The organism is Streptomyces sp. NPDC002886 (assembly GCF_042888445.1).
GTDB lineage: Bacteria > Actinomycetota > Actinomycetes > Streptomycetales > Streptomycetaceae > Streptomyces.
Genome location: NZ_JBIAPV010000001.1, coordinates 660,651 through 685,147 on the forward strand (window position 1 = coordinate 660,651; position 24,497 = coordinate 685,147).

22 protein-coding genes and 1 pseudogene are annotated in these 24,497 nt (G+C 73.0%); 12 read left to right on the top strand and 11 right to left on the bottom strand.

Annotation, left to right across the window (positions count from 1 at the left end):
- Positions 1 to 143: 143 nt before the first annotated feature.
- On the top strand, positions 144 to 833 hold the full coding sequence (locus tag ACFYYB_RS02970; protein WP_389432883.1) for a class F sortase: 690 nt from the start codon (positions 144 to 146) through the stop codon (positions 831 to 833).
- Between the two features lie 70 nt (positions 834 to 903).
- On the opposite strand, the gene ACFYYB_RS02975 is transcribed toward ACFYYB_RS02970, so the two are convergent.
- A complete protein-coding gene (locus ACFYYB_RS02975) occupies positions 904 to 1,812 on the bottom strand; it encodes a polysaccharide deacetylase family protein (RefSeq protein WP_389432884.1) in 909 nt (302 codons plus the stop codon).
- 114 nt (positions 1,813 to 1,926) lie between these two features.
- On the bottom strand, positions 1,927 to 5,241 hold the full coding sequence (lysX, locus tag ACFYYB_RS02980; RefSeq protein ID WP_389432885.1) for a bifunctional lysylphosphatidylglycerol synthetase/lysine--tRNA ligase LysX: 3,315 nt from the start codon (positions 5,239 to 5,241) through the stop codon (positions 1,927 to 1,929).
- Between the two features lie 61 nt (positions 5,242 to 5,302).
- Here lysX and ACFYYB_RS02985 point away from each other — a divergent pair, with 61 nt between their 5' ends.
- Both ACFYYB_RS02985 and ACFYYB_RS02990 read left to right on the top strand, forming a co-directional pair.
- Positions 5,303 to 5,764 (top strand): universal stress protein, encoded by a 462-nt coding sequence (locus ACFYYB_RS02985; RefSeq protein ID WP_389432886.1) that lies wholly within the window; start codon positions 5,303 to 5,305, stop codon positions 5,762 to 5,764.
- Positions 5,765 to 6,026: 262 nt separating this feature from the next.
- Positions 6,027 to 6,653, top strand: a complete 627-nt coding sequence (locus tag ACFYYB_RS02990; RefSeq protein WP_389432887.1) for a DUF4328 domain-containing protein — start codon at positions 6,027 to 6,029, stop codon at positions 6,651 to 6,653.
- A gap of 14 nt (positions 6,654 to 6,667) precedes the next feature.
- On the opposite strand, the gene ACFYYB_RS02995 is transcribed toward ACFYYB_RS02990, so the two are convergent.
- Positions 6,668 to 7,885, bottom strand: coding sequence for a CapA family protein (locus tag ACFYYB_RS02995; protein ID WP_389432888.1), 1,218 nt, complete (start codon positions 7,883 to 7,885; stop codon positions 6,668 to 6,670).
- Between the two features lie 292 nt (positions 7,886 to 8,177).
- On the opposite strand from ACFYYB_RS02995, the gene ACFYYB_RS03000 reads away from it, so the two are divergent.
- From ACFYYB_RS03000 to ACFYYB_RS03015, 4 genes are all read left to right on the top strand, one after another.
- Complete coding sequence (locus ACFYYB_RS03000) at positions 8,178 to 8,717, top strand: sigma-70 family RNA polymerase sigma factor (RefSeq protein ID WP_389432889.1); 540 nt, start codon at positions 8,178 to 8,180, stop codon at positions 8,715 to 8,717.
- A 57-nt stretch (positions 8,718 to 8,774) separates the two neighbouring features.
- Positions 8,775 to 9,437 carry a class I SAM-dependent methyltransferase gene (locus tag ACFYYB_RS03005; protein WP_389432890.1) on the top strand — a complete coding sequence of 221 codons (663 nt, stop codon included), beginning with the start codon at positions 8,775 to 8,777 and terminating at the stop codon, positions 9,435 to 9,437.
- 261 nt (positions 9,438 to 9,698) lie between these two features.
- Entirely contained in the window at positions 9,699 to 10,163 is a 465-nt protein-coding gene (locus ACFYYB_RS03010; protein WP_266962692.1) for a hypothetical protein, read from the top strand.
- A 121-nt stretch (positions 10,164 to 10,284) separates the two neighbouring features.
- Entirely contained in the window at positions 10,285 to 11,439 is a 1,155-nt protein-coding gene (locus ACFYYB_RS03015) for a hypothetical protein (protein WP_389432891.1), read from the top strand.
- Positions 11,440 to 11,472: 33 nt separating this feature from the next.
- Here the strand turns inward: ACFYYB_RS03015 and ACFYYB_RS03020 are convergent, their stop codons facing one another.
- The 5 genes from ACFYYB_RS03020 to ACFYYB_RS03040 all read right to left on the bottom strand — a co-directional run bounded on the left by ACFYYB_RS03020 (position 11,473) and on the right by ACFYYB_RS03040 (position 16,618).
- On the bottom strand, positions 11,473 to 11,880 hold the full coding sequence (locus ACFYYB_RS03020; protein ID WP_389432892.1) for a hypothetical protein: 408 nt from the start codon (positions 11,878 to 11,880) through the stop codon (positions 11,473 to 11,475).
- Between the two features lie 68 nt (positions 11,881 to 11,948).
- A complete protein-coding gene (locus ACFYYB_RS03025) occupies positions 11,949 to 12,809 on the bottom strand; it encodes an Fpg/Nei family DNA glycosylase (protein ID WP_389432893.1) in 861 nt (286 codons plus the stop codon).
- A 45-nt stretch (positions 12,810 to 12,854) separates the two neighbouring features.
- Complete coding sequence (locus tag ACFYYB_RS03030; RefSeq protein WP_389432894.1) at positions 12,855 to 13,166, bottom strand: hypothetical protein; 312 nt, start codon at positions 13,164 to 13,166, stop codon at positions 12,855 to 12,857.
- Positions 13,167 to 13,248: 82 nt separating this feature from the next.
- Positions 13,249 to 15,312, bottom strand: coding sequence for a SpoIIE family protein phosphatase (locus ACFYYB_RS03035; protein ID WP_389432895.1), 2,064 nt, complete (start codon positions 15,310 to 15,312; stop codon positions 13,249 to 13,251).
- A gap of 7 nt (positions 15,313 to 15,319) precedes the next feature.
- Complete coding sequence (locus ACFYYB_RS03040; RefSeq protein ID WP_389432896.1) at positions 15,320 to 16,618, bottom strand: DUF6777 domain-containing protein; 1,299 nt, start codon at positions 16,616 to 16,618, stop codon at positions 15,320 to 15,322.
- A gap of 172 nt (positions 16,619 to 16,790) precedes the next feature.
- Between ACFYYB_RS03040 and ACFYYB_RS03045 the strand changes: the two genes are divergently transcribed.
- From ACFYYB_RS03045 to ACFYYB_RS03055, 3 genes are read left to right on the top strand one after another with little or no spacing between them, the layout of a single operon-like run.
- Positions 16,791 to 17,792, top strand: coding sequence for a YndJ family protein (locus ACFYYB_RS03045; protein ID WP_389432897.1), 1,002 nt, complete (start codon positions 16,791 to 16,793; stop codon positions 17,790 to 17,792).
- Positions 17,789 to 18,391 (top strand): DUF1990 family protein, encoded by a 603-nt coding sequence (locus tag ACFYYB_RS03050; protein ID WP_389432898.1) that lies wholly within the window; start codon positions 17,789 to 17,791, stop codon positions 18,389 to 18,391. Before ACFYYB_RS03045 ends, ACFYYB_RS03050 begins: the two co-directional genes overlap by 4 nt.
- Positions 18,349 to 19,812, top strand: coding sequence for a lipase maturation factor family protein (locus tag ACFYYB_RS03055; protein WP_389432899.1), 1,464 nt, complete (start codon positions 18,349 to 18,351; stop codon positions 19,810 to 19,812). The genes ACFYYB_RS03050 and ACFYYB_RS03055 overlap by 43 nt, the downstream gene beginning before the upstream one ends.
- Here ACFYYB_RS03055 and ACFYYB_RS03060 read toward each other — a convergent pair.
- Together ACFYYB_RS03060 and ACFYYB_RS03065 are read right to left on the bottom strand one after the other, a co-directional pair.
- Entirely contained in the window at positions 19,798 to 20,781 is a 984-nt protein-coding gene (locus ACFYYB_RS03060; protein WP_389432900.1) for an NAD-dependent epimerase/dehydratase family protein, read from the bottom strand. The two genes, ACFYYB_RS03055 and ACFYYB_RS03060, sit on opposite strands and share 15 nt — an antisense overlap.
- A 222-nt stretch (positions 20,782 to 21,003) precedes the next feature.
- Positions 21,004 to 21,180: a hypothetical protein gene (locus ACFYYB_RS03065; RefSeq protein WP_389432901.1), complete on the bottom strand. Its 177-nt coding sequence runs from the start codon at positions 21,178 to 21,180 to the stop codon at positions 21,004 to 21,006.
- Between the two features lie 312 nt (positions 21,181 to 21,492).
- Here ACFYYB_RS03065 and ACFYYB_RS03070 point away from each other — a divergent pair, with 312 nt between their 5' ends.
- A complete protein-coding gene (locus ACFYYB_RS03070) occupies positions 21,493 to 21,852 on the top strand; it encodes a hypothetical protein (protein ID WP_389433450.1) in 360 nt (119 codons plus the stop codon).
- Between the two features lie 68 nt (positions 21,853 to 21,920).
- Here ACFYYB_RS03070 and ACFYYB_RS03075 read toward each other — a convergent pair whose 3' ends face one another.
- A complete protein-coding gene (locus ACFYYB_RS03075; protein WP_389432902.1) occupies positions 21,921 to 23,408 on the bottom strand; it encodes an SDR family NAD(P)-dependent oxidoreductase in 1,488 nt (495 codons plus the stop codon).
- 200 nt (positions 23,409 to 23,608) lie between these two features.
- Between ACFYYB_RS03075 and ACFYYB_RS03080 the strand changes: the two are divergent.
- A pseudogene (locus ACFYYB_RS03080) lies at positions 23,609 to 24,385 on the top strand (DMT family transporter); the annotation flags it as partial.
- Positions 24,386 to 24,497 lie beyond the last annotated feature (112 nt).

The following is a 24,497-nucleotide window of genomic DNA, read 5'->3' on the forward strand; positions in this document are numbered from 1 at the left end:
GGCGCACCCCTTCCGGCCCCACCACCCGTTCGCCCTTCCCCGATCGCCGTCCCGCACGCACCGGCTTAGCGTGCGTGAAGTAGGGCGTGCAGGGGTGGGACAGGAACGCGGGTCGGGACCCCCGCGTCCGGGAAGGGAGAACCATGCTCGAGGACGAGGGTGAGAGGCCACCGAGGAGGCGCTCCCCCTGGGGTGCGATCGCGCTGGTCATGCTCAGCGGCCTCGCCATGATGCGCAACGGAGCCGAGGCCGGCGACGGCCCCCCGCAGCCGGCCGCGGCCGCGGCGGTCAGCGCACCGTCCGGGGCGACGGTCGGGCAGCCGGCCGATCAGGCACCCGCCGAGCTGCCCGTTCCGGCGCCGGACATGGAGGCGCTGGACCACTCGTCGGTCCAGCGCATCCGGATCCCGTCGATCAGCGTGGACGCGCCGGTGATGACGGTCGGGCTGGACGCGCAGGGATGGATCGACGCGCCGCCCCCGCAGGACAAGAACCTGGCCGGCTGGTACCTCAACGGCATCTCGCCGGGCCAGCAGGGTTCGGCGGTGATCGTGGGCCACGTGGACAACGCGCAGGGCCCCGCGGTCTTCTACGGGCTGGGCTCGGTCCAGAAGGGCAGCCGCATCGAGGTGGCGCGCTACGACGGTCGCACGGCGGTGTTCGAGGTGTACGGCGTGGAGGTCTTCTCCAAGAGCACCTTCCCGGGATCCCGGGTGTACGGGGACACCGGGCACCCGGAACTCAGGGTGATCACGTGCGGCGGCGGCTACTCGAAGGGGCGCGGCTACGACGGCAACGTGGTCGTGTTCGCGCGGATGGTGGAGGCCCGCTGACCGACTCGTGCGCGGCGGCGGACGCCGCCGCGGCCGCGCACGGGGTACGGCCCCTTGCCGGGTTCCGCCGTCAGCGCGGCGGCAGCTCGGGCAGCGTCATCCGAAATCCCCGTCCGAGCAGTTGCGGCAGGTAGCTCGCCAGCGCCTGCACGCTCTGCGAGCGGTTGCCGCCCGCGTCGTGGTTCAGCACGATCACGCCGGGCGCGGCCTGCTTGAGGACCCGCGACACGATCGCGGTGGTGCCCGGCTCCTTCCAGTCCAGGGTGTCCACGGTCCAGGCGAGCGGCTCCATGCCGAGCTCCGCGCCGATCTCGAAGGCGGCCCGGTTCCAGGCCCCGTAGGGCGCCCGGAACCACTGCGGAGCGGTGCCGACGGCCTGTTGTACGACCTCGCTCGTGCGGCCGATCTCGGAGGCCATCGCCGGCCGGCTGATCTTGGTGAGCTGCGGATGGGTCCAGGTGTGGTTGCCGATGACGTGTCCCTCGGCCACCATCCTGCGCAGCAGGTCCTTGTTGTCCACCGCCATCTCCCCGCAGACGAAGAACATGGCCCGGACGCCGTGGCGTGCGAGCGTGTCCAGGATGCCGGGGGTGTAGCGGGGGTCGGGGCCGTCGTCGAAGGTGAGGGTCATGGCGCTGGCCGTGCTCACGCCGGCGGGCAGTTCCAGGATGGGCCGGGTCCGTACGGCGGGCTTCGCCACGGGGACGCGCTCCGGGGCCCCTTCGGAGGTCATCGGTTCGAGCCGGTACGGGGATCCGCGCGGGAACTGCGGCAGCCCGGCGGGGGCTCCGGTGAGGGGGCCGGGCCCTGCGGCTCCGCCGGGCGGCGGTCCCGCCGCGGGAGCCCCTGTACCTCCGGCGCCCGGTGTCGGCAGATCGGTTTCGCCGCCCGTCAGCAGTCCTGCGGCGGCGGCGACTCCGAGGAAGACGGCGGAGCGCAGGAGCACGCGTCGCCCTACTGTCGGCTCGTCATTTTTCATTACTACTACGTATCAACGACATCGCCGCAGATGTCGAGAGGCGCGGACGCGCCCCCGCGCGCTCACCCGCCCGGAGTAGTCCCGCCGGCCAAGCCCTCCGGTCAGCCCCGCCGGTCAGCCCCGCCGCACCAGCGGGAACGGCAGCGTCTCCCGGATCGTCAGACCCGTGAGGAACATGACGAGCCGGTCGACTCCGATGCCCAGTCCGCCGGTCGGCGGCATCGCGTACTCCAGCGCGTCGAGGAAGTCGTTGTCGAGCTCCATCGCCTCCGGGTCCCCGCCCGCCGCCAGCAGCGACTGCGCGGTCAGCCGGCGGCGCTGCTCGACCGGGTCGGTCAGCTCCGAGTAGGCGGTGCCCAGTTCGGTGCCGAAGGCCACCAGGTCCCAGCGCTCGGCGAGCCGGGGGTCCTTGCGGTGCTGCCGGGTGAGCGGGGAGACGTCGGTCGGAAAGTCCTTGTAGAAGGTGGGCAGCTTGGTGCGCTCCTCCACGAGCCGCTCGTACATCTCCAGGACCACGTCGCCCCGGGTGTTGTCGGGCGTGTGCGGCACGGCCGCGCGGTCGCACAGCCGCCGCAGGACGTGCTCCTCGGTGTCGGCGTCGACCTCCTCGCCCAGGGCCTCGCTGATCGCCCCGTACATCGTCTTGACCGGCCAGGGCCCGGAGATGTCGTGGACGACGAGCTTTCCGTCCGGTCCGGCCTTGTGCGCGATCGGCGAGCCGAAGGCGGCCGTGGCGGCGCCCTGGATCAGCTCGCGGGTCAGGTCGAGCATCACGTCGTAGTCGGCGAAGGCCTGGTAGGCCTCCAGCATCGTGAACTCGGGGTTGTGCTTGTAGGAGACGCCCTCGTTGCGGAAGGTGCGGCCCATCTCGAAGACCTTCTCCATGCCGCCCACGCAGAGCCGCTTCAGGTACAGCTCGGGCGCGATGCGCAGGTACAGGTCGAGGTCGTAGGCGTTGATGTGGGTTCGGAACGGCCGGGCGTTGGCCCCGCCGTGGATCTGCTGGAGCATCGGGGTCTCGACCTCCAGGTAGCCCCGGTCCAGCAGTCCCTGCCGCAGGGCCTGGACGGCGCTGGAGCGGGCCCGTACGACGTCGCGCGCCTCGGGGCTGGCGACCAGGTCGAGGTAGCGCATGCGGACCTTGGCCTCCGGGTCCGCGAGGCCCTTGCGCTTGTCGGGCAGCGGGCGCAGGCACTTGCCGGTGAGCTGCCAGGAGTCGACGACCACCGACAGTTCGCCGCTCTTGCTGGCGCCGACCTCGCCGCTCGCGACGACGTGGTCGCCGAAGTCCACCTGGGAGGTGAAGGTGTCGAGCACGGCGGCGCCCGCCTCGTCGCGGGTGAACATCAGCTGGACGTCCCCGGACCAGTCCCGCAGCACCGCGAACACCACGCCGCCGAGGTCGCGCACGACCATCACGCGTCCGGCGAGGGTGACCGGCGAGCCGGTGCGGGTGCCGGGCGGGTATCCGGGGTGCGCGGCCTTCAGCTCGGCGACGGTGTGGGTGCGCTGCGGGATGCCGACGGGGTACGGGTCGGTGCCGGCGGCCCTGATCCGCTCCAGCTTGTCGTGCCGGACCCGGACCTGTTCGGGCTGCCGCTCGGCCCGTGCGGCCTCGCCGTCCTCCTCCCCTACGGATTCCAGCCCGAGGGACTCGATGGGAGGCAGGCCGGCGGTGGTGGCGGGGGCGGTGAGCCCGCGCGGGTGGCCGTTGCCCCACAGGGTGCGCATGCTCGGCACGGAGACGAACCCCTCGGCGATGCCGGAGGCGAGGCTGACCCGGGCGAGCGAGCCGGCGTCCTGGAAGCAGAGGAACCGCGGGTACCACTCGGGGCCGTACTTGACGTTGGAGCGGTACAGCGCCTCCAGCTGCCACCAGCGGGAGAAGAAGAGGAGCAGCTTGCGCCACACCTTGAGGACGGGACCGGCGCCGATCCGGCCGCCCTCCTCGAAGGCGGAGCGGAAGACGGCGAAGTTGAGGGAGATGCGGCGCACGCCCAGGCCCGGGGCGGCCGCGCAGAGCTCGGCGACCATGAACTCCATGACCCCGTTGGGGGCGGACCGGTCGCGGCGCATCAGGTCGAGGGAGATGCCGTCCTTGCCCCAGGGCACGAAGGAGAGCAGGGCGATCAGCTCGCCCTTGTCGTCGAAGGCCTCCACGAGCAGGCAGTCGCCGTCGGCGGAGTCCCCGAGCCGGTCGAGGGCCATGGAGAAGCCGCGTTCGGTCTCGGTGTCGCGCCATGTGTCGGCCCGGTCCACGATCGTCTGCATCTCGTCCTCGGAGAGGGCGGAGTGGCGGCGGATGACCGTGCTGGCTCCGGTGCGCTTGACCCGGTTGACGGCCTGGCGGGTGACGCGCATGTCGCGGCCGTCGAGGTCGAAGTGGGCCACCTGCAGGATGGCCTCGTCGCCGAGCTGCAGGGCGCCGAGTCCGGAGCGGGCGTACGCGGTCGCGCCGTCCTCGGAGGCGCCCATGACGGCGGGCTGCCAGCCGTAGCGGCGGGCGACGGCGAGCCAGGCGTCGATGGCGGGGGTCCACGCGGCGGGGTCGCCGACGGGGTCTCCGCTGCCGAGGCAGACGCCGGCCTCGACGCGGTAGGTGACGGCGGCCTTGCCGTTCGGGGCGAACACGACGGCCTTGTCCCGCCGGGTGGCGAAGTAGCCGAGGGAGTCGTTGCGCCCGTAGGCGCCCAGCAGGGCCCGGATGCGGGGCTCCTCGTCCCCGTGCAGGGCGGCGGTCAGCCGCTGGGAGCGGAAGAGGGTGGCGGCGGCGTTCAGCAGGGCGAGGGCGCCGAAGAGGCCGAGCAGGAAGTACAGGGGGCGGGCGGGGTGGCCGTCGAACTGCCGGGCGGAGAAGAGCCCGCCGAAGACCTGCTTGGCGGACCAGTCCAGCCACTGCCCCTTGGGCAGGGTTCCCGGGAAGAGCGCGACCAGGCCCCAGCCGAGGAACACGGCCGCGAGCAGGCCGAGGCCGAGCACGAGCATGGCCCGCCACAGGGCCCCCGGCCGGGAGGCGGCGTTGAACTCCTTGCGCGCGGCGATCAGGATCGCGAGGGCGGCGACCGCCAGGGCCATGGAGGAGAAGCCCACCCAGTAGTCCTCGGCGGCGATGGTCAGTACGTCGACCAGGAGCAGCAGGGCCAAATAGGTGACGACGATCCACCAGGCGACCTTCTTGCGCATGCCGAGTGCGGCGGCGAGCAGGAAGAGGAAGACGGCGTAGGCGAGGTTGGCGCTGACCGGTACGACGATGAGGTCGAGGAAGCGCACGACTGGCCGCAGCAGGCGGCGCAGCGTCGGGGAGAGCGCCAGCAGGGCGCAGACCAGCCCGAGGGTTCCGAAGAACGCTCCGAAGGCGTCGGGCACCCGGTTCAGGAAGCGGCTGCGGCTGGCGCGCGTCCCGCGCGTCTCCTCCACGGTGGCACTCATGGTTCGCACTGTAGGGAGGGCCGCGCCCCTTCGCGCGGTGAGCGGGTTTAGCCTCGGGAGGGTGACAGAGCATGTGAGTACGGGATTCGAGCGCGGTACGGACGGTCCGAAGGTGATCCTCGCCGGGGTGGACGGGTCGCCGTCCTCGCTCCGCGCGGCTTCCTACGCGGCGGGGCTGGCCCGGCGGCAGAACGCGCTGCTGGCGCTGGTGTACGTCCAGCCGGTGATGCCGGCCGGGGCCTCGCTGGGAGCGCCGGTGCCGGAGGCCACGGAGGAGATCGCGCAGGGGCTGGTGGCAGAGATCCGGGAGTCCGCGGAGCGGTTGAAGGGCGTCTACGACGTCCGGTGGCAGTTCCACACCTTCCGCGGGGACGCGTACGCCGGGCTGGTGAGCGCGGCGGAGGAGCTGATGGCGGACGCGGTGGTGGTCGGGGCCTCGGAGCAGGCCGGGCACCGGATCGTGGGCTCGGTGGCGATCCGTCTGGTGAAGGCGGGGCGCTGGCCGGTCACGGTGGTTCCGTAGGGATCCCGCCGCGGCGGCGATTCGCCCGCGCAATCGGATCACCGTAGACGAGGGACTCCGCGTGACATACATTCGTGCAGCTCACACAGGTCGGGCCAGCCGCTGAGCGGCCCGTTTCCGTGTCACTCGTTGCATATGTTCCCGTGGGGGGTATTTCGCCATGTCCATGAGCCCACCAGGTCCTTCGCCGTCCGTGGCGCCGGGCCCCTCTCAGCCGCGGGCCGTCAGCGTCCTGCGTTCCCCCGAGGGGCAGGCAACGGCCTTGACCCTCTTGCTGTCGTTGGTGGGGGTCCTCGGCCTCGTCCTGTCCGGGGCCGAGCTGTTCCGGGCGGGCCTCCAGGACGACCTCACGAGCGGGCCCTCGATGGGGACGAGCGAGCGCCTCGGTGGGCTCGACGCCCTCACGATCCCCCTCGGTCTCCTCGACGTGGTGCTCTACCTGGCCACCGCCGTGGTCTTCATCGTCTGGTTCCACCGGGTCCGCAGCAACGGCCAGGTGTTCCGCCCCGACGGCTTCACCCAGTCCGCCGGGTGGGCCATCGGCGGCTGGTTCGTCCCGCTGGCGAACCTCTTCTTCCCGTACCGGACGGCGCGGGAGACCTGGAACGCCAGCACGCAGTACGCGCCCGACGGCACCTACCGGCAGGTCTCGGGCGCCCCGGTGGTCGCCTGGTGGCTGGCGTTCGTCGTCAGCACGGTCCTCGACCGCGTGTCCTCCCGGCAGTACCTGGCGGCCGAGACCCACGAGGCCCTGCGCGACGCCTCCTCCTTCGCGGCGGTCGCGGAGCTCTCCACCACGGTGGCCGCCGTGCTGGCCGTCCTCTTCGTGCGCAAGCTGACCGCGATGCAGCGCGTCAAGGCCGTCCAGGGCCCGAACGCCGCCGCCTGACCCCCCGTCGGGGCCTACTTCGCCATCACGAGGCCGTCCTTCGCCGCGCCGCGGCCGAGGACGGCCTCGGTGATCTCGTCGCGGGCCTCTTCGTAGTCCTCGCGGCCGGGCGACCGGTCGAGGGCGGCGGGGAGGTTGACCACCCGGCCCGCTCCCAGGTCCATCATCTGCGGGACGAACTCGGCCTTAGTGACCTGCCAGCGCTGCCCGGGGGCGGCCGGCGGGGCGAAGGTGAAGCGGCCGATGGAGCCGTAGTTGCCGCGCATGTCCCGTGCGCCGCCGTAGTTGAACATCTCGCCCGCGACCTGGTCGCCCATGCCGTAGACGATCCAGGTCCCGTTGACCTTCTCGTACGCCTGCGGGATGTGGGCGTGCGTGCCGAGGATCATGTCCACGTCGGGGCGCCCGCCGGTCTGCGAGGCGGTCAGCGCCTTGCCGAGCGCGAGCTGCTTCTCGTCCGGTTCGGTCTGCCATTCCGTGCCCCAGTGCAGGCTGACCAGGACCACGTCGGCGCCCGCCTTCCGGGCCGACCGCGCGTCCGCGATGATCTTCTCCTGCTCCATCAGGTTGACCGCCCAGGGCTGGCCCTCGGGCATCGGGTAGCCGTTGGTGTCGTAGGTGTACGCGAGGTGCGCGACCTTCGCGGAGCCCGCGGTGTACATCGTCACGGTGCCCGCCTCGGCCTGCGTACGGGCCGAGCCCGCGTGCTTCAGGCCGACCTTGTCGAAGCGGTCGAGGGTGCGCTTCAGACCGGCGGCGCCTCCGTCGAGGGTGTGGTTCGAGGCCGTGGAACAGCCGTCGTACCCGGTGTCCTTGAGGCCGTCGGCGACCTCGGGCGGGGACTGGAAGGCGGGGTAGCCGGTGAACGGGCCCTCCTCCGGACCGTAGATGGTCTCCATGTGACAGAGGGCCAGGTCGGCCGCCGAGACGATCGGCTTGACCGCGGAGAACATCGGCCGGAAGTCGTGGCCGTCGCCGTCCGCGTCGGAGGCGGCCCGCCGGATGACCGACTCGTGGGGCAGCACGTCGCCGCTCGCGACCAGGGTGAAGCCCCGCTGCGAGCCCGCGGCGGGGGCCGTGGTGGATCCGGGAGCGCCCGAGGCCGCCCGGGCGGAGGACGGGGAGCCGGCGAGGCGGGCGGGCGCGGGGTCCCCGCCGGCCGAGCAGCCGGCGACGGCCGACAGCACCACGGCGGTCAGGAGGGCGAGGGCGTGGCGGGTACGTGCGGTCATCGGTCCCGGCTCTCCTTGGCTGACTCGATAAATACGACTACCTGATCTTCAGTCAATCCATAGAAAGAGATGCCCGAAGTCAAGAAGCGGCTCCGCCCCCGGCCGCGCGCTCACCCCAATGGCCGTTCGGCGCGCCGTTCGACCGTTCACCGCCCCGCGCGGCCGCCCACCGGACGACCCGGGTGCTTGGGCGCACCGTCCGGACGGGACGGTTCCCGGGCGGCCCGGTGCAGGTCAGGGTGGATCCGTCGACCTCGACCGACCCCGCACCGACCCCCGGAAGGAGCCTCCCGTGCCCCTCGCCCCCACCCTGCGACGCACCGACCCCGAGGCACTGGCCGAACTCCAGCGCGAACACGGACGGGCCCTGTTCGGTTTCCTGCTGGGCCTCACGGCCGGGGACGCCCAGCGCGCGGAGGACCTCGTCCAGGAGACCCTGCTGCGCCTCTGGCAGCATCCCGAGGTCCTGGGCGGCGCCTACGAGTCCCTGCGGCCCTGGCTGTTCACGGTGGCCCGGCGGCTCGCCATCGACGCCCGGCGGGCACGCCTGTCCAGGCCCCTGGAGGTGGACCCGGAGGGGCTGGACCAGGCACCCGCGCCGGGGGACGCGGTGGCGGGCTCGGTGACGGCCATAGACGTACGGCGGGCCGTGGGCTCCCTGGGGCCGGAGCACCGCGACGTCCTGGTGCAGGTCTACTTCCAGGACCGCTCGGTGGCCGAGGCCGCGGCCGAGCTCGGCATTCCGGCGGGAACGGTCAAGTCCCGTACGTACTACGCCCTGCGCGCCCTGCGGAAGGACCTCCAGGGCTACGGGTACGGACTCGGTGCCTGAGCACGGGCCGGCCGGCGTCCGCCGGGCCTTGTCAGTGCCGGCTGCGAGACTCGCGGGATGCCGAACTCCACGAACACCGCAGAGATCAGCGCCTACTGGGACCAGGCCGCCGTCCGGTTCGACGAGGAGCCGGACCACGGCCTGCGGGCCCCGGAAACCCGCGACGCGTGGGCGGACCTCTTCCGCTCCTGGCTGCCGGCCGGCCCCCTCGACGTCCTCGACGTGGGCTGCGGCACCGGGTCGCTGTCCCTGCTGGCGGCCGAGGCCGGGCACCGGGTCACCGGGGTGGACCTCTCGCCGCGGATGGTCGGGCGGGCCCGGGCGAAACTGGCCGCCGCCGGACTGGCGGGCCGGTTCCTGGTCGGCGACGCCGCCGCACCGCCCACCGGCGACCAGCGGTTCGACGTCCTGCTCTCCCGGCACCTGGTGTGGACCCTGCCCGCCCCGGAGGCCGCGCTCGGCGACTGGATCGGCCGACTGCGCCCGGGCGGCACCCTGGTGCTGGTCGAGGGCCGCTGGCGCGAGGCCGACGCGAGCGCCGCGCCGTACGTTCCCGGAGCCGAGACCCTGCCCTGGGCGGGCGGCGTCGGCGCCGACCGACTCGCCTCCGCCGTACGACCGTTGGTCGCCGCCCTCCGCGTCGAGCCCCTCGGCGACAACGCGGCCCTGTGGGGACGGGCGGTGACCGACGAACGCTACGCCGTGATCGCCACGGTCTGACCGGTCCCGCACCCGCGAGAGGCCCCTCGAACCGAGGCACGGCGAACGCGTCAAAGAATGGCCTGAACGCCCGCGAACCGGACACGAACCGCATCGAAACCGGCACCGGACCGTTCAAGTTGAGTAAACATCCCCCGCATCGCGAGCCGCGCAAGGAAGGCTCGGCGCTGACGGCGGGAAGACGCGACGCATGCGGGAGAAGGTGGAACGGTGCAGCCCGAGGGTACGAACGGCACCAGTGACGGTGGGCTCGCGGTGCCCATGGCATGGCTCTACGCGGAGTACATCGCCGACGAACTGCTGCGCACGGGCCGGCTGATCCCGGTCAGCACCCTGGAGTTCCGCGCCGGACGCGACACGCTCGCGCTGACCATCTACCTCTCGGACGCCGCCGGCGAACTCTCCGGCATCCGGGTCGTCTCGCAGCTCGACGAGTGGATGTCGCTGACGGCGTACGGTCACCCCTGGCGCGACTGGGTCCACACCCGGTTCCTCGCGCTGGGCGAGGAGGCCCGCGAGCGCGGGCAGGGCGAGGACCCCGACCTGGAACTGGCCCGGGCCGCCTGGCGCTGGCTGGACCACACGGAGCTGTTCGCCACGAACCTCGACCCGGGACGCCACGGCCACGCCGACACCCCGCCCGGCCTGGACGAGAACGCCCGCGTCTGGACCCCGGCCTGGCAACTCGGTCTCCCGCTCGGCCATTTGGCCATGCACCTGTTCTGAGCGGGCCCTCGGGTCCGTCGAAATCGGTCCGTCGAGATCGAGTGCAACCATTTCGGCACTGAACATGGTCATGCTCAGTGCACGGGTATGCGAAGGCACTTGCGACTCGAGAGGTCTACCTATGAAGATGCGCCACGCCCTGACGGCCGCCGCGACGGCTGTGGCAGCAGTCGCAGTGATCGCCCCCACCGCCCCTGCGGCCTTCGCGACGGGGGCGGTGGCCGGGGCCTCCCAAGGGACACCGGTCTCCCCCGGTGTGCACCCGGATGCCGCCGGCCGGTCCTGTGCGTTCGAGTCCGAGCGGCTACGGGTGGCCGTCCAGCGGCTGCCGCGACGGCTCACCGCGGGGGGCGCGTGGACCTCCTTCTCCATGACGCTCACCAACACCACCGACAAGGCCCTGGAGAAGGTGCAGCCCTTCCTGGCCGTGGCCTCCGCGGAAAACGTCGAAGGGCCGTTGCTGGAGCTGGAGACCGAGTACTACGACGCCAAGGCGGGGCGGTGGACCACGTTCCGGGAAACGACGCCCGACGAGTTGTTCGGTTCCCTGGCGATCGGTCCGCGCACCACCGTCACGCTCAAACTGCGCACCCGCGTGGTCAAGAACGCCGAACCCGGCGCCGGATACGCACTCGCCGCCGCGGACTACCGCAACGGTGACGGTTCCTGTGGTTCGGCCAAGGAGACCTGGCACGACTTCACCATGCTCCCGGCTGGCAAGACGTCGACGCAGTCCCCGGACCCCGCACCGGCCGCCCAGGCGGCGCCAGCCGCGACGCTCCCCACGTGTCGCGACCTCGACACCGCCTACGGGCAGTACCACCCCAACATCTTCGTGGGGCGCGTGTTCGGCATACCCAAGTCGATCCCCCTGGGTACCCGCTGGACGACCTACACGGCCACGCTCACCAACGCTTCGTCGAAGGAGCTGAAGTCGTTCCGACTCGGCGCCGTGTTGGAGAGCTACATCTACAACGAAGGTGAGCACGACCTGAGCCCGTACGGCGACCTGCAGTACTGGGACACCTCCCAGCGGGCCTGGAAGACGCTGCGCCGGGCCGGTGGGAATTCCGGCGGCTCCGTGCCCGCTGCCAAGACGCTGAAGCCCCGCGAGTCCGTCCACGTCCAGCTGCGGTTCAGGGTGGGCAAGGACCTGCCCCGCGGCCAGGCGTACGACGCGTCCACCGGCATCACCGGCACCTTCACCGACCGCTACCGCGGCATGAACTGCACGAGCGACGGCTTGGCCATCGGCTACTTCCACCCCCGCAGGTGACGCGTCCCACCGCCACCGGGCGAGCGGCAGCCGCTACTCCGGCCGCCGTGGCCCCGGCGGCGGCTCCGTCGGGTCGGTGACGAGTCCGGTGAAGTCCGCCTCGTTGCGCTCGGCCCGGATCACGTACGCGCGGGCGACGCACCACAGCACCGGATACACCAGCACCCCGAGCACGATCCAGACCAGCGGCCCGGACGCGACCCGGGGCAGCAGGAACAGCAGCGGCAGCAGGCCCACCAGGAGGACGAGCGCGGCCAGGGCGGCGAGTCCGGCGCGCAGCTGGCTGCGCATGAGGGCCCGTACGTAGGTGGCGCCCAGAGTGGTCTGCTCGGAGATCTCGGACCGGGCCGGCGTGTGCGCGGGCACCCTCCTGCGGCTGCCGCGCGCAACCCCGGTGACGACCTCCCGCCGGGGCGGCTGCGGCTGCTGCTCCTCGGCCATGGGCCGGAGTCTAGCCCGCGGCGGTCCGGCCGGGGCCCTCCCGGGAGGGTTCCCCGGGACCCCGGCCGCTACTTCAGCAGCTTCGACAGTCTGCGGTCCGCGAGGGGCTTGCCGCCCGTCTGGCACGTGGGGCAGTACTGGAGCGAGGAGTCGGCGAAGGAGACCGAGCGGACGGTGTCCCCGCACACCGGACAGGGCTCGCCCGCGCGGCCGTGGACCCGCATCCCGCTCTTCTTCTCGGCCTTGAGCCGTCCGGCGGCCACCCCGTGGGCCCGCTCGACGGCGGCGCGCAGGGTCTCCTCGACGGCCTCGTACAACTGGTCCACCTGCGCCTCGTCGAAGGAGGCGGCCAGCTTGAAGGGCGAGACCCGGGCCTGGTGGAGGATCTCGTCGCTGTAGGCGTTGCCGATCCCCGCGATGACGCTCTGGTCGCGCAACACGCCCTTGATCTGCCGCCGTTCCCCGGCGAGCAGCGCGCCGAAGGCCGCGCGGTCGAAGGCCTCGGCGAGCGGGTCCGGGCCCAGCCGGGCGATGCCGGGTACCTCCTGCGGATCGTGGACCACGTACACGGCGAGCCGCTTCTGGGTCCCGGCCTCGGTGAGGTCGAACCCGCCGCCGCCCTCCAGGACGAGGCGCAGCGCGAGCGGCCCCTTACCGGGGCGCGGCGGCCGGTCGGGGACCGTGTCGGTCCAGCGCAGCCAGCCGGCCCGGGCGAGGTGGGTGACGAGGTGCAGTTCGCCGATGCGCAGGGCGAGGAACTTGCCGTACCGGGCGGTGGTCCCGGCCCGCTGCCCCTCGAGTGCGGTCAGCGGCGGGTCGTAGGTCTTGAGCACGCTCACGGCGAGCGGGAGGACGCGCTCGACCACCCGCCCGGCCAGGTGCTCGTCGAGGAACCCCCTCAGGGCCTCGACTTCGGGCAGTTCGGGCATGCCCCCAGCCTGCCGTGGCCCGGGGCCGGGCGCGAGCCGGGCGGCCTAGTTCGTGTCGGTGGCAGTGGCGGTACGGGCCTTTGCCTCGCGGTGGGCCCGGGCGTCGCGGACGCCCTTCCAGAGGATCACCGGGCCGAGCAGGATCAGCGCGCCGAAGGCGACGCCCGGGTGGTCGCCGCCCGTGGCGAGAGTCGCGATCAGCACCGTGCCCAGCGCGTGGTCGAGGGCGTCGAGACCGGGACCGGTCCGTCGGCCCCGCCCGGCGCGGCGCATGCGGTGCAGCGCCCTCAGTGCGAAGAAGAGGTTCAAGCCGGCGCAGGCGAGCAGGGCCCAGCGGACCGCCACGGGTATGTTCACGGGGCGACTCTAAGCTCTTGATCCGGCCATGACGGCCCCGGGCCGCAGGTGAAGGCCGGGGCGTCGGGGGCCGCGTACGGGGTCAGGGCATCGTGAACTCGCACCACACGCACTTGCCGTTCCCCCGCGATTCCACGCCCCAGACGTCGGCCAGCCGGTCCACCAGCATCAGGCCGCGTCCCGAGACCCCGGAGTCGCCCGCCTCCCGTCGGCGCGGCAGGGCGCTGGAGCGGTCCTCGACCTCCACGCGGAGCCGGCGTTCGGGGCCGGTCAGGACCCGCAGCGTCACGATGGCGGGACCGTCGGTGTGCATGAGGGCGTTGACGATGAGCTCGTCGGCGATGAGCTCGATCTCGTCCGCCCGGTCCCGCGCGCCCCACGCCCGCACCGCCGCGCCGATCATGTGGCGGGCCGATACGAGGGCCTCGGGATCGCCGGGCGCCACGTGCTGCTGGAGCCGCCCGCCCGCCTGTTGGACCTCCTCGGCCTCGCGGCGGAGCAGCAGCAGCGCCATGTCGTCGGCGCCGCCCCGGTCGTCGACGACCTCGCACAGCCGGTCCGCGAGCAGGGCCAGGTCGGCCGGTCCGGTCCGTACGAGGGAGGTGAGGAGCCGGACGCCGTCGTCGAGGTCGGCTCCGGGCTGTTCCACCAGGCCGTCCGTGCACATCAGAAGCGTTTCTCCCGGCCCGAGTTCGACCGTGGTCACCGGATACTCCAGCAGCCCGAACTCCGCCGACAGCCCCAGCGGCATCCCGCCCTCCAGGGCGAGGCGCTCGCAGTCCCCGTCGCGGGTGCGCAGCAGGGGGTCGATGTGGCCGGCCCGGACCAGTTGCAGCACCCCGGTCGACAGGTCTGCCTCGGCGTACGTGCAGGTGGCGAAGCGGTCGGTGTCCAGCTCGTGCAGGAAGACGGAGGCCCGGGCCATGACGGTGGCCGGCGAGTGCCCTTCGGCGGCGTAGGCGCGGAGCACGATCCGCAGCTGGCCCATGACCGCCGCCGCGTGGGTGTCGTGGCCCTGGACGTCCCCGATGACCGCGCCGACCCGGCCGCCGGGCAGCGGGATGACGTCGTACCAGTCACCGCCGATGTCCTGGCCCATCTTGGCCGAGCGGTAGCGCACGGCGATCTCGGCGCCGGGCACCGAGGGGATCCGGCGCGGCAGCATCGCCTGCTGGAGCCCTTCCGCCAGATCGTGCTCCTGCTCCAGCAGCATCGCCCGCTGGAGGCTCTGCGCGATGCTGCTGCCGAGCGCGACGAGGAGGTTGCGCTCCTCCTGGGTGAAGCCGTCCTTGTCCTGGTAGAGCAGGCCGATCGCGCCGATCGGGCGGGCCTGGGCGATCAGCGGCAGGTAGGCGGCCGCCGAGATGTGCATCGAGGAGATCTTCGCCCACAGCCCGGGGTACCCGGCGGCGAACTCGGCCGCGGAGTCCAGGAAGCGCGGCTGGAGCGAGCGGACCACCTCGCTCATCGGGTACGGCTCGTCGATGCGCGTGTAGCGGGTGCCGGGGACGAAGCTGCCGGCGGGGCCCTCGGCGACAAGGTGGATCCGGCCGGCCTCGACCAGTCCCATCACCATGCCCATGGACCCGAGCCGTTCCAGGCCGTGGGCATCGCCGAGGGCGTCGATGACGTCCTGGACGGTACGGGCGTGCGCGAGCGCGGCGGTGGTGGACTCGACCACGGAGGTCTGGCGGCGCCGCTCCTCGTCCAGCCCGAGGCGTTCCGCCGAATGACTGAGTTCCTCGGTGGCGTCGCGGACGATGCCGATGATGCGGTAAGGGCGGCCTTCCGGGCCGCGCATGACCCGGCCCTGGGTGTGCGTCCAGCGCAGCGTGCCGTCGTGGCAGCGGATGCGGAAGTAGGCGCCGTAGCTGTCCACCCCGCTCTTGAGGGCCGAGGAGACCAGTGCGTCGAGCCGGGCGCCCTCGGCGGGCGGGACGCGCGGCGCGAGGGACCCGGGCCTGCCGTCGTACTCCGCGGCGGTGGTGTCGAAGACCTCCAGGGCGGCCGAGTCCATGTGCATGAGACCGGTGACCAGGTCCCAGTCGAAACTGCCCATGCGGTTCAGCGAGAGCGAGCGGTCCGGGTGTGCGGGCCAGTCCTCCGGCAGCGATACGGCGATCGGCACCGGTCCACCATGACACACGGGCCGGTCAGGCGCTCTCCAGGTACTGGCCGTCGTACGGAGCCGAGGGCTGCTGCTCGGGGACGGAGTACGGGTCGGAGTACGGGTCCGCGTAGGGGTCCGCGTACGGGTCCGCGTACGGGTCGCTCGGCTGCGGCGACGCCCCGTCGGGGCCCACCAGGGTCCCGGGGTCGCCCGGGGTCTGCCCGGGCAGGTCGGAGGGGATGTCGCCCGGCTGGTCGGTGGTGGGCGGCGGAGCGGTGGGCGGGCCGGTGGGCACGCCGGACGAGGGCTGGTCGGGGGCCGTCGGGGTGTTCGGGCCGGTCGGGTCGCCGGGGGTGCTGGGAGCCGTCTGCGGAGAGCTCGGCGGGCAGTCGGGCAGCTTCGGGGCGGCGCTGCCGCCGGGGCTCGGCGGGCCGGTGGGCGGCGGCTCGGTGCGGGCGAGGCTGTTGCTGTCCGGGGTCCGGCACGGTTCGGCCGGCGAGGTGCCGGGCGGGGTGGCGGGCCCGGCGGGAATCCCGTCGGCCGGGTCGTACGGGGGCGGCGTCTGCGGGGCGCGGTCCTGGGCTCCGTCGTCGCCGGCCGTGCGCTCGATCCAGGTGTTGTCGGCGACGTTGACGATGACCAGGTTGTTGATCACCTGCATCGTGGGCTCGATGACCACGACCTGGGCGGGCTGGTAGCCGCTCCAGGGCTCTCCCTTGAGCACCGGTGCGCCCTTGGCGGCGCGCGGCGAGAGCAGCGGGTTGCCGCAGGCGCAGCGGACGCGGGGCATTCCGTGGTTGTCCACGAGGACGGCGGTGCCGGCCTGGAGCACGGACTGGAAGGCGTCCGGCTTGCCGCCGACGAAGCCGTGGTTGGTCACCCGGGTGTCGGCGCGCAGCACGACCGGGGTGAGGCCGCGCAGGAAGTCGGGGATCTGCTCCTGCTCCACCTGGGAGGCCTCGGCGAAGGCCCGGGCCTTGGCGTCGTCGGCGGTCAGGGACTGGACCTGCGCCTCCACGTCGCAACTGCCGAGACGCTGGGTTCCGCCGTACAGGCCGGGGGTGGCCGCGTTGACGGTACGGATGCCCTGGCCGGTCGCGTTGGGCAGCGGGGGCTGGACGGGGGCCGATTCGCCGGTGGCGGAGGAGGAGGTGAAGGGGTCCGGACCGGCCGAGGCCACGGGCTGGAGGTGGACGTCCTGGCTCTCGGCGGCGGGGCCCTTGGTCCGTCCCTCGTCGGCGGAGGCGCCGCAGGCCGCGGCGAGGAGTCCGAGGACGGTGAAGAGGGCCGCACGGGCCGGTGCGTGACGACGCGGCGCCTGACGAGGTGTCGGTGCGTGCACGTTGCATCTCCCTTTTCGCCCCGGTTGCTCCCTCTTGTCTGCCGTATGTACGGGGAGCCCGCAACCGGAGATCACGCATCCGACCCCCTCTTGAACATGTTCAAGAGGGGGTCTAGGCTCACGATCGTGAGTTGAACGCGTTCAAGGCGTTTGTTCCGAGGGGGGATCCGCGGTGACCGTGCTGGTGAATCTGATCGTCACGCTGGGCATGCTCTACGTCGTCCCGGCCGGCCTGCGCCTGATCGATCCGGTCCGGTTCGCACGGACGGCCCGGCTCTGGCCGCTGTTCGCGACTCCCGGAGCGGTGTGCCTGTGGCTGCCCCGGGGAGCCCCGGCCACGGCCCTCGCCGCGGTCTACGCGGCGGCGACGCTGGCCCTGGCGGTACGGGCCCTGGTCCCGGCGGTACGGGCCCTGGTCCCGGCGCTAATGGCGCTGGTCCCCGCGGTACGGACCGCGCCCGGCCGGGGCACCGGATCGGCACCCGGCCCCGGAGCCAAACCCGGACCCGCCGAGGTGGCCGTGCTCACCGCACTCGTGGCGCCCTCGGTCGCCGGGACCGCCCTGGTCGCCGAACGCGCCGGGTACCGGCTCTTCGGCTTCGACCTCGACATCCTGGCCCTGACCGTGCCGCACTTCCACTTCGCCGGTTTCACCGCGGCCCTGGTCGCCGGGCTCGTGTGCCGGGCCTGCGCCGCCGGAGCCCTCGCCCGCTGGGCGGCGTACAGCGTCCCGGCCGGAACCGGGCTCGTGCTCCTCGGCTACTTCATCGACGACTGGGCCGAGCTGGTGGGCGCGGTGACGCTGACCGGCGGCATGTGGGCGGTTGCCCTGCTGACCTGGCGGGAGGTCCGCACCGGGGCCGGGGCCCGCGACCGGATCACCGGCACGCTGCTCGCGGGCTCGGCGGCCGTTCTGGTGGCCACCATGCTGCTCGCCCTGTGGTGGGCGCTCGGTGAGGCCACCGGGATCGTGCACCCCACCCTGACCTGGATGGCCGCCACCCACGGCCTCGGCAACGCCCTCGGCTTCGGCCTGTGCTCGCTGCTCGCCTGGCGCCGCCTGACCGCCGGCTGGGCAGCCCCCACCGCTCCGGCCGGGCAGCCGGAACGACCTGAACTTCCCCGAGCGGCCGCCCCGGCCGCCCGGCCCGCCCGAACGGAGATCCCGGCATGACCCGCCTGACCAGCGAAGGCCGCAGCACCTTCAACTACCCCGACCGGGGCGCCACCGCCCGGCGGCCGCTGCCCGCCGGGTACAACATCACCCACCACCGCACCCGGATCGGGCAGGGGCAGGCCGCCTTCGACGCCGCCGGGGCGGCCGTCACCACCTTCCGCGCCCACCGCGCCTCGGGCATGCTCGTCACGGCCGGAGGGTCCCCCGTCCGGCCCGGTGACCGGGTCGTCGTCGGGATCGGGGTCGGCCCGCTGCGGATCGACGCCCCGTGCCAGGTGATCTGGACCGCGTACGAGCCCCGCCGGACCGGTTTCGCCTACGGCACGCTCGCCGGGCATCCCGAGTGCGGCGAGGAGTCCTTCGTGGTGGACATGGAGCCGGACGGCTCGGTGTGGTTCGAGGTGAACGCCTTCAGCCGCCCGGCCAGCTGGTACACCCGTCTCGCGGGCCCGGTCGTCCCCTTCCTGCAGCGGGCCTACGTCCGCCGGCTCGGGCGGTACGTGCGGCGCCTCGCCACGGGCGCCCGGCCCGCGCGGGCCGGATACTGGAGGCGATGGACTGGTTCACGGCGCCCGGATACTGGCTGGGGCGGCTGATCTTCCAGCGGGCCCTGGCCGGTGTCTACCTCCTCGCCTTCGCCGGGGCCGCCCTGCAGTTCCGGGCACTGATCGGGGCGCACGGCATGCTGCCCGTGCCGCACCACCTGCGGTACGTGCCTTTCCGCCGCGCCCCGAGCCTGTTCCACCTGTACTACTCCGACCGGTTCTTCGCCCTCTGCGCCTGGACCGGGGCCGCCTTGGCGGCGGCCCTCGCCGCGGGGGCCGGGGACGCGGTGCCCTTGGGTGCGGCCATGGCGATGTGGGCGCTGCTGTGGCTGCTGTACCTGTCGATCGTGAACGTGGGGCAGACCTGGTACTCCTTCGGCTGGGAGTCGCTGCTGCTGGAGGTCGGCTTCCTGGCCGTGCTCCTCGGCAACGCGCGGGCCGGGCCACCGGTGCTCGTGCTGTGGCTGCTGCGCTGGGTGGTCTTCCGGGTGGAGTTCGGCGCGGGGCTCATCAAGATGCGCGGCGACCCCTGCTGGCGCCGGCTCACCTGCCTGTACTTCCATCACGAGACGCAGCCGATGCCCGGCCCGTTGAGCTGGTTCTTCCACCACCTGCCGAAGCCGCTGCACCGGGTGGAGTGCGCCGCCAACCACGTGACCCAACTGCTGGTGCCCGTCCTGCTGTTCACTCCGCAGCCGGTGGCCTCGTACGCCGCCGCGGTCATCGTGGCCACCCAACTGTGGCTGGTGGCGTCGGGGAACTTCGCCTGGCTGAACTGGATCACGATCACGGCGGCCCTGCCGGCCTTCGACTTCGGCACGCTCGCGGGCGCACCGCCGCCGGCCGCCTCCCGGCAGGGGCCGCTCTGGTACGTGGTGCTGGTGTGCGCGGCGACCGCGCTCGTGCTCGTGCTGAGCCGGCACCCGGTGGCCAACATGGTCTCGCGCGGCCAGGTCATGAACCGGTCCTTCGACCCCCTCCATCTGGTGAACACCTACGGGGCGTTCGGCACGGTGGGCCGGATCCGCGAGGAGGTGGTGGTGGAGGGCACCGCGGACCGGCAGCCGCGGGAGGACGGCGCGTGGCGGGAGTACGGGTTCCGGGGCAAGCCGGGTGACGTGCGCCGGATCCCGCGCCAGTTCGCCCCGTACCACCTGCGCCTCGACTGGCTCATGTGGTTCGCGGCGCTCTCCCCCGGCTATGCCCGCGACTGGTTCGGGCCGTTCGTGGAGCGGCTGCTGGCCGGCGACCGGGACACCCTGAAGCTGCTGCGGCACAACCCCTTCCCGGACGCGCCGCCGCGGTACGTCCGGGCGCGGCTGTACCGCTACCGGTTCACGACCTGGCGGGAGCTGCGCGAGACCGGGGCGTGGTGGCACCGCACGCTGGTGCGCGAGTACCTGCCGCCGACCCGGCTCGCGGAGGCGGCGTGGTCGGAGCCCCGGCCGGGGCCCCGCTCAGAGCCCGAGTAGTGCGGACTCCTGCTCGGCGCTCATCCCGGGAGCGGGACGGTCGGCGCGCTGCGGGGCCACCCCGCCCACCTCCCGGAGCCAGCTCCAGGTGTCGGCGACGGTCTCCTCGACCGGGCGGCACTTCAGGCCCGCCGCGAGCGCCTTGGTGACGTCCGCGCCGTACATGTGGTCGTGCATTCCGCCCTCGGGCACCCAGACGGGCAGATCCGCCCAGGGCTGCACGCCCGCCTCCTCGATCCGGGCCGGATCGATCCAGCGGAGCTCGGCGCCGCCGCCGGTCACCTTCGCGCAGGCCTCCAGGAAGCTGCCCATGGTGGCGTGGCCGGCCGGGGAGACCAGGTTGTAGGGACCGCCGTGCCCGGCTTCGGCGGCGTCCAGGGTCCAGTGCGCGAGATCGCGTACGTCCACGTACTGGAGCGGGAGCTCGCGCGGCCCGGGGGCGGGCAGCGGGCCGCCGCGCGCCGCGCGGTTGAGCCACCAGGGCAGCCGGCCCACGTTCTCGTACGGGCCGAGGATGAGCCCGGCGCGGACCAGCAGGGCGCGGTCGCCGAAGGCGTCCACGGCGGCCATCTCGGCGCCGCGCTTGTCCTCGGCGTAGGCGACGGAGTCCGCGTCGGGCGAACCGTCGACGAGCGGGCCGTCCTCGTCCGCGCCCGCCGCGGCGGGGTAGGAGTGCACCGAGCGGCTGGATATGTACGCGTACCGGCCGACCCGGCCGGCCAGCAGGCGGGCGCTGTCGCGGACGGCCGTGGGGGCGCCGCCCCAGGTGTCGACGACGAGGTCCCACTCCCCCTCGGCGAGGGCGTCCAGGCCTTCGGGAGCGGTGCGGTCCCCGTGCAGGGCCGTGGTCCCCGGCGGGGGCGCGTGGTGTCCGCGGTGGAAGACGGTGACGTCCCACCCGCGGCTCAGGGCGTCTTCGGTGATCGCGCGCCCGACGAATTCGGTCCCACCCAGCATCAGCAGCTTCATGCGGGTCAGCCTGCCCGGCACCGGGGGTGCACGGAACCCTTGATCGCCCACAGCGATGACGCCCACGGCGTACGCGTACGGGGAACTTCCGGGCGCCGTCCGGCATTGCGGCGACACGGGGCGGACAGCCGCCGCCCGTCGTCCCGGGCCCTGACTCCGGGACGACGGGCGGACCGCGCCGTATGCGTCTGTCCGACCGCTCGCGGTCCGACCGACGCGCGATCAGTCGATGCCGGGCAGGATGTGCGGCTCCGCGAGGTCGTCCTCGTAGCCGGCCAGTCGAATCGGAGCGGACCGGGCCCAGACCTCCAGGTTGCCGAGGGTCTCGGGGTGCTTGCCGCTCCGCGACCCCGTCCGTTCCCTGGTGGCCTGGTCCGTCGTCGTCAGTTCTGGTGTCACCGCGCACTCCTTCGTGTCGCGTAACCCGGCGGGCTAGCCGCGCGCCGGTGCGGGATGAAAAGGGTTTCCGGACGCGGTGGCGCCGTGGTGGAGCGAGGGCCCGTGTGGGGCTCTCTTGGCGATCAGAGTACACATATGAGCGCACCCCCGCTCGATAGAATAGTAAAATCCACTCCGGAAAGCTTGTTTTCGCCACGAGTTCATCACCTCGCACGTCGGCGCGTCGCGTACGACTGATCTGCTCGACGGCGCCATACGGGTGATACGCGGTCGGCGACGGAGGGAACGACAGTGGCGAAGTCCGAGGTGCCGGTGGCCGTCGGGAGCGTCGGGGAGCTGATGGACCTGCTGCGCGGGCACGGCGACGGGCATGGGCTGCGGGTCGCCGCGCTGCTGCGCCGATCCCACCCCTTCGACAAGGAACTGCAGGTCGCGGGGCTGCTGATCCACCACCCCGCGGAGGCGATCCGCCCTCTGCTGGGCGAGCGGGTGGCCCGGCTCGTACGGCTCCACGGACCGGGGGCGCCGGGTCCCGGGTCCGACCCCGACGCGGAGTCCCTCGGGCACGCGGCGGAGGCGGGCCGCTCCGCGGGCCTGGACGCGGGCGTGCTGGAGGACTGGCGCCCGGTCCTGGAACTGGTCGCGGCGGGGGCCTACGGCCGTACCGTCTGAACGGGGAGCGCCCCCGGCCCCTCTCGCGAGGAGAGGGGCCGGGGGCGCTCGGATGAGTCGGGGTGGGCCTACCAGTTGGCGGGCGCGTAGTCCTTGAGGAAGACCCCGAACAGGTCCTCGCCGAGCTCGCCGCGGACGATCGGGTCGTAGACCCGGGCCGCGCCGTCGACCAGGTCGAGGGGGGCGTGGAAGCCCTCCTCGGCGAGGCGGAGCTTGTCGAAGTGCGGGCGCTCGTCCGTGATCCAGCCGGTGTCGACCGAGGTCATCAGGATCCGGTCGGTCTGGAACATCTCCTGGCCGCTGGTCCGGGTCACCATGTTCATCGCGGCCTTGGCCGCGTTGGTGTTCGGGTGCCCCGCGCCCTTGTAGCCGCGGCTGAAGACGCCCTCCATCGCCGAGACGTTCACGACGTACGCCCGTCCACCCGCCGCCTTTCGGGCGGCTTCGGCCATGGACGGCCTGAGCGCACTGATCAGGATGAACGGCGACGTGTAGTTGCACAGCTGGGTCTCGAGCAGCTCCACCGGGGAGATCTGGTCGATGGTCTGCACCCAGGTGTTGCTGTCGACGACGTCGGGCAGCAGGCCGCCCGCGTCGATGGCGGTGCCGGCCAGGTGTCGCTCCAGGCTGGCATTGCCCGCGACCAGGGCGAGGTCGGCGACCTTCTGCGCCTCGAGCCCGCTCACGCCGATGGGCAGCGCCGCCAGGCCGTCGACCGCGCCGGAGTTGAAGGCCCCGATGACGTGGTGGGCCGGGAGCTCGCCGGCCGGAAGCGGAGCGCCCTCCCCCTCGACCAGCGCCGCGTAGGCACTGGGCAGGCGGCGCACGGTCTGCGTCGCGTTGTTGATCAGGATGTCGAGCGGGCCGGCCGCGGCCACCTGCTCGGCGAGGGCCACCGACTGGGCCGGGTCGCGCAGGTCGATGCCGACGACCTCCAGGCGGTGCATCCAGTCCGCCGAGTCGTCCATCGCCTTGAAGCGGCGGATGGCGTCCTTGGGGAAGCGGGTGGTGATCGTGGTGTGCGCGCCGTCGCGCAGCAGCCTCAGCGCGATGTACATGCCGATCTTGGCCCGGCCGCCGGTGAGCAGCGCGCGCTTGCCGGCGAGGTCGGCACGGGCTTCCCGCTTGGTCCGGTTCTCGACGGCGCAGCTCGGGCAGAGCTGGTGGTAGAAGTAGTCGACCTCGACGTACCGCGCCTTGCAGACGTAGCAGGAGCGCGGGCGCTGGAGAATTCCGGCGATCCGGCCGGTCTCCGTGACCGAGGAGGGCAGCAGGCCCTCGGTCTCGTCGTCGATGCGCTCGGCGGAGCCGGTCGCGGTCGCCTCGGTGACGGCCTTGTCGTTGGCGGTCTTGGCGGCGCGGCGGTCCTGGCGGCGGCGCTGCTTGACCGTCCGGTACAGACCGGCGGTGGCGCGGCGCACGGTGATCGCGTCCGGGTGGTCGACGTCGAGCTTGTCGAGCTCGTCGAGCACACTGAGGCAGAGGGCCAGGCGGTCGGGGTCGATGCCCGGCCCGAAGGCGTGGCCCTGCTCCTGGCTGTCTTCGGTCACCGTCATACCCGCTGCGTTCCTTGATCAGTCGTCCGCGTCCGCCGGATGCGGAAGTCCCCAAAAGGGCTAGTGTACGGATCCCCCACACGGGAAGACAAACGCACTTCCCCGCTCCCGGCTACTGCGTTCGGAGTACGCCCAAGGGCTTACCCGTCCCCACCTTGAGGGGGAGGAATAGCTCTCCGGACTCGGGCATTGTGACTTTTATGAGCGCCCTAGCCTTTTCGGTCCTGCTGTGCCTGGTGTCCGCCGTGGCGTACGCGGCCGGAGCGATCGTCCAGGAGCGGGTCGCGGCCGCCTCCACCGGCCGGTCGTACGCCCCGGTGCGCCGGCCCGCCTGGTACGGCGCGATCGCGCTGAACGGCCTCGGGGCCCTGCTGCACGTGGTGGCGCTCGCCTACGGGCCGCTGAGCCTGGTGCAGCCGCTGGGCGCTCTCACCATCGTCTTCGCGCTCCCGATGGCGGCCGTGTTCGTACGGCGGCGGGCGGGAGCCGCCGCGTGGCGCGGGGCGGTCCTGGCGACGGCCGGGCTGGCCGGGCTGCTGGCCCTGACGGGCGGCGGCGGGCGGGCCGAGCAGTCCCTGTCGGGCGGGGAGCAGAGCCTGCTCCTGACCGCGACCGGGGCCCTGGTGTCCGTACTGTTCCTGGCCGCGCGCCGGGTGCGGCGGGTCACCGCGCACAGCGTGCTGCTGGCCACGGCCGCCGGAGCCGCCTTCGGGATGGCCTCGGTGTTCACGAAGTCGGTGGCCGAGAGCTTCGCACCGGACGCGCTGGTCACGCTGTGGCCGGAGCTGACCGCGATCGCCGCGCTGGCCGCCGCCGGACTGCTGCTGTCGCAGGCGGCCTACCGCGGCGCCGGGCTGACCGCCCCGCTGGCCACCGTGACGGTGGCCAACCCCGTGGTCGCGGCGGCGGTCGGCATCGCGCTGTTCGACGAGGGCTTCCGCTACGGGGCGGCCGGCGTCGCCGCGGCGCTGGTGAGCGCGGCGGCGGCGGCGACCGGGCTCGTCCTGCTCACCGTCGCACCCCGGGAGGCGCGGGTGCCCGTACCGTCGGGACCCGTGCCGGTCCCGGCTCCCTCGGCGGCCGGGACGC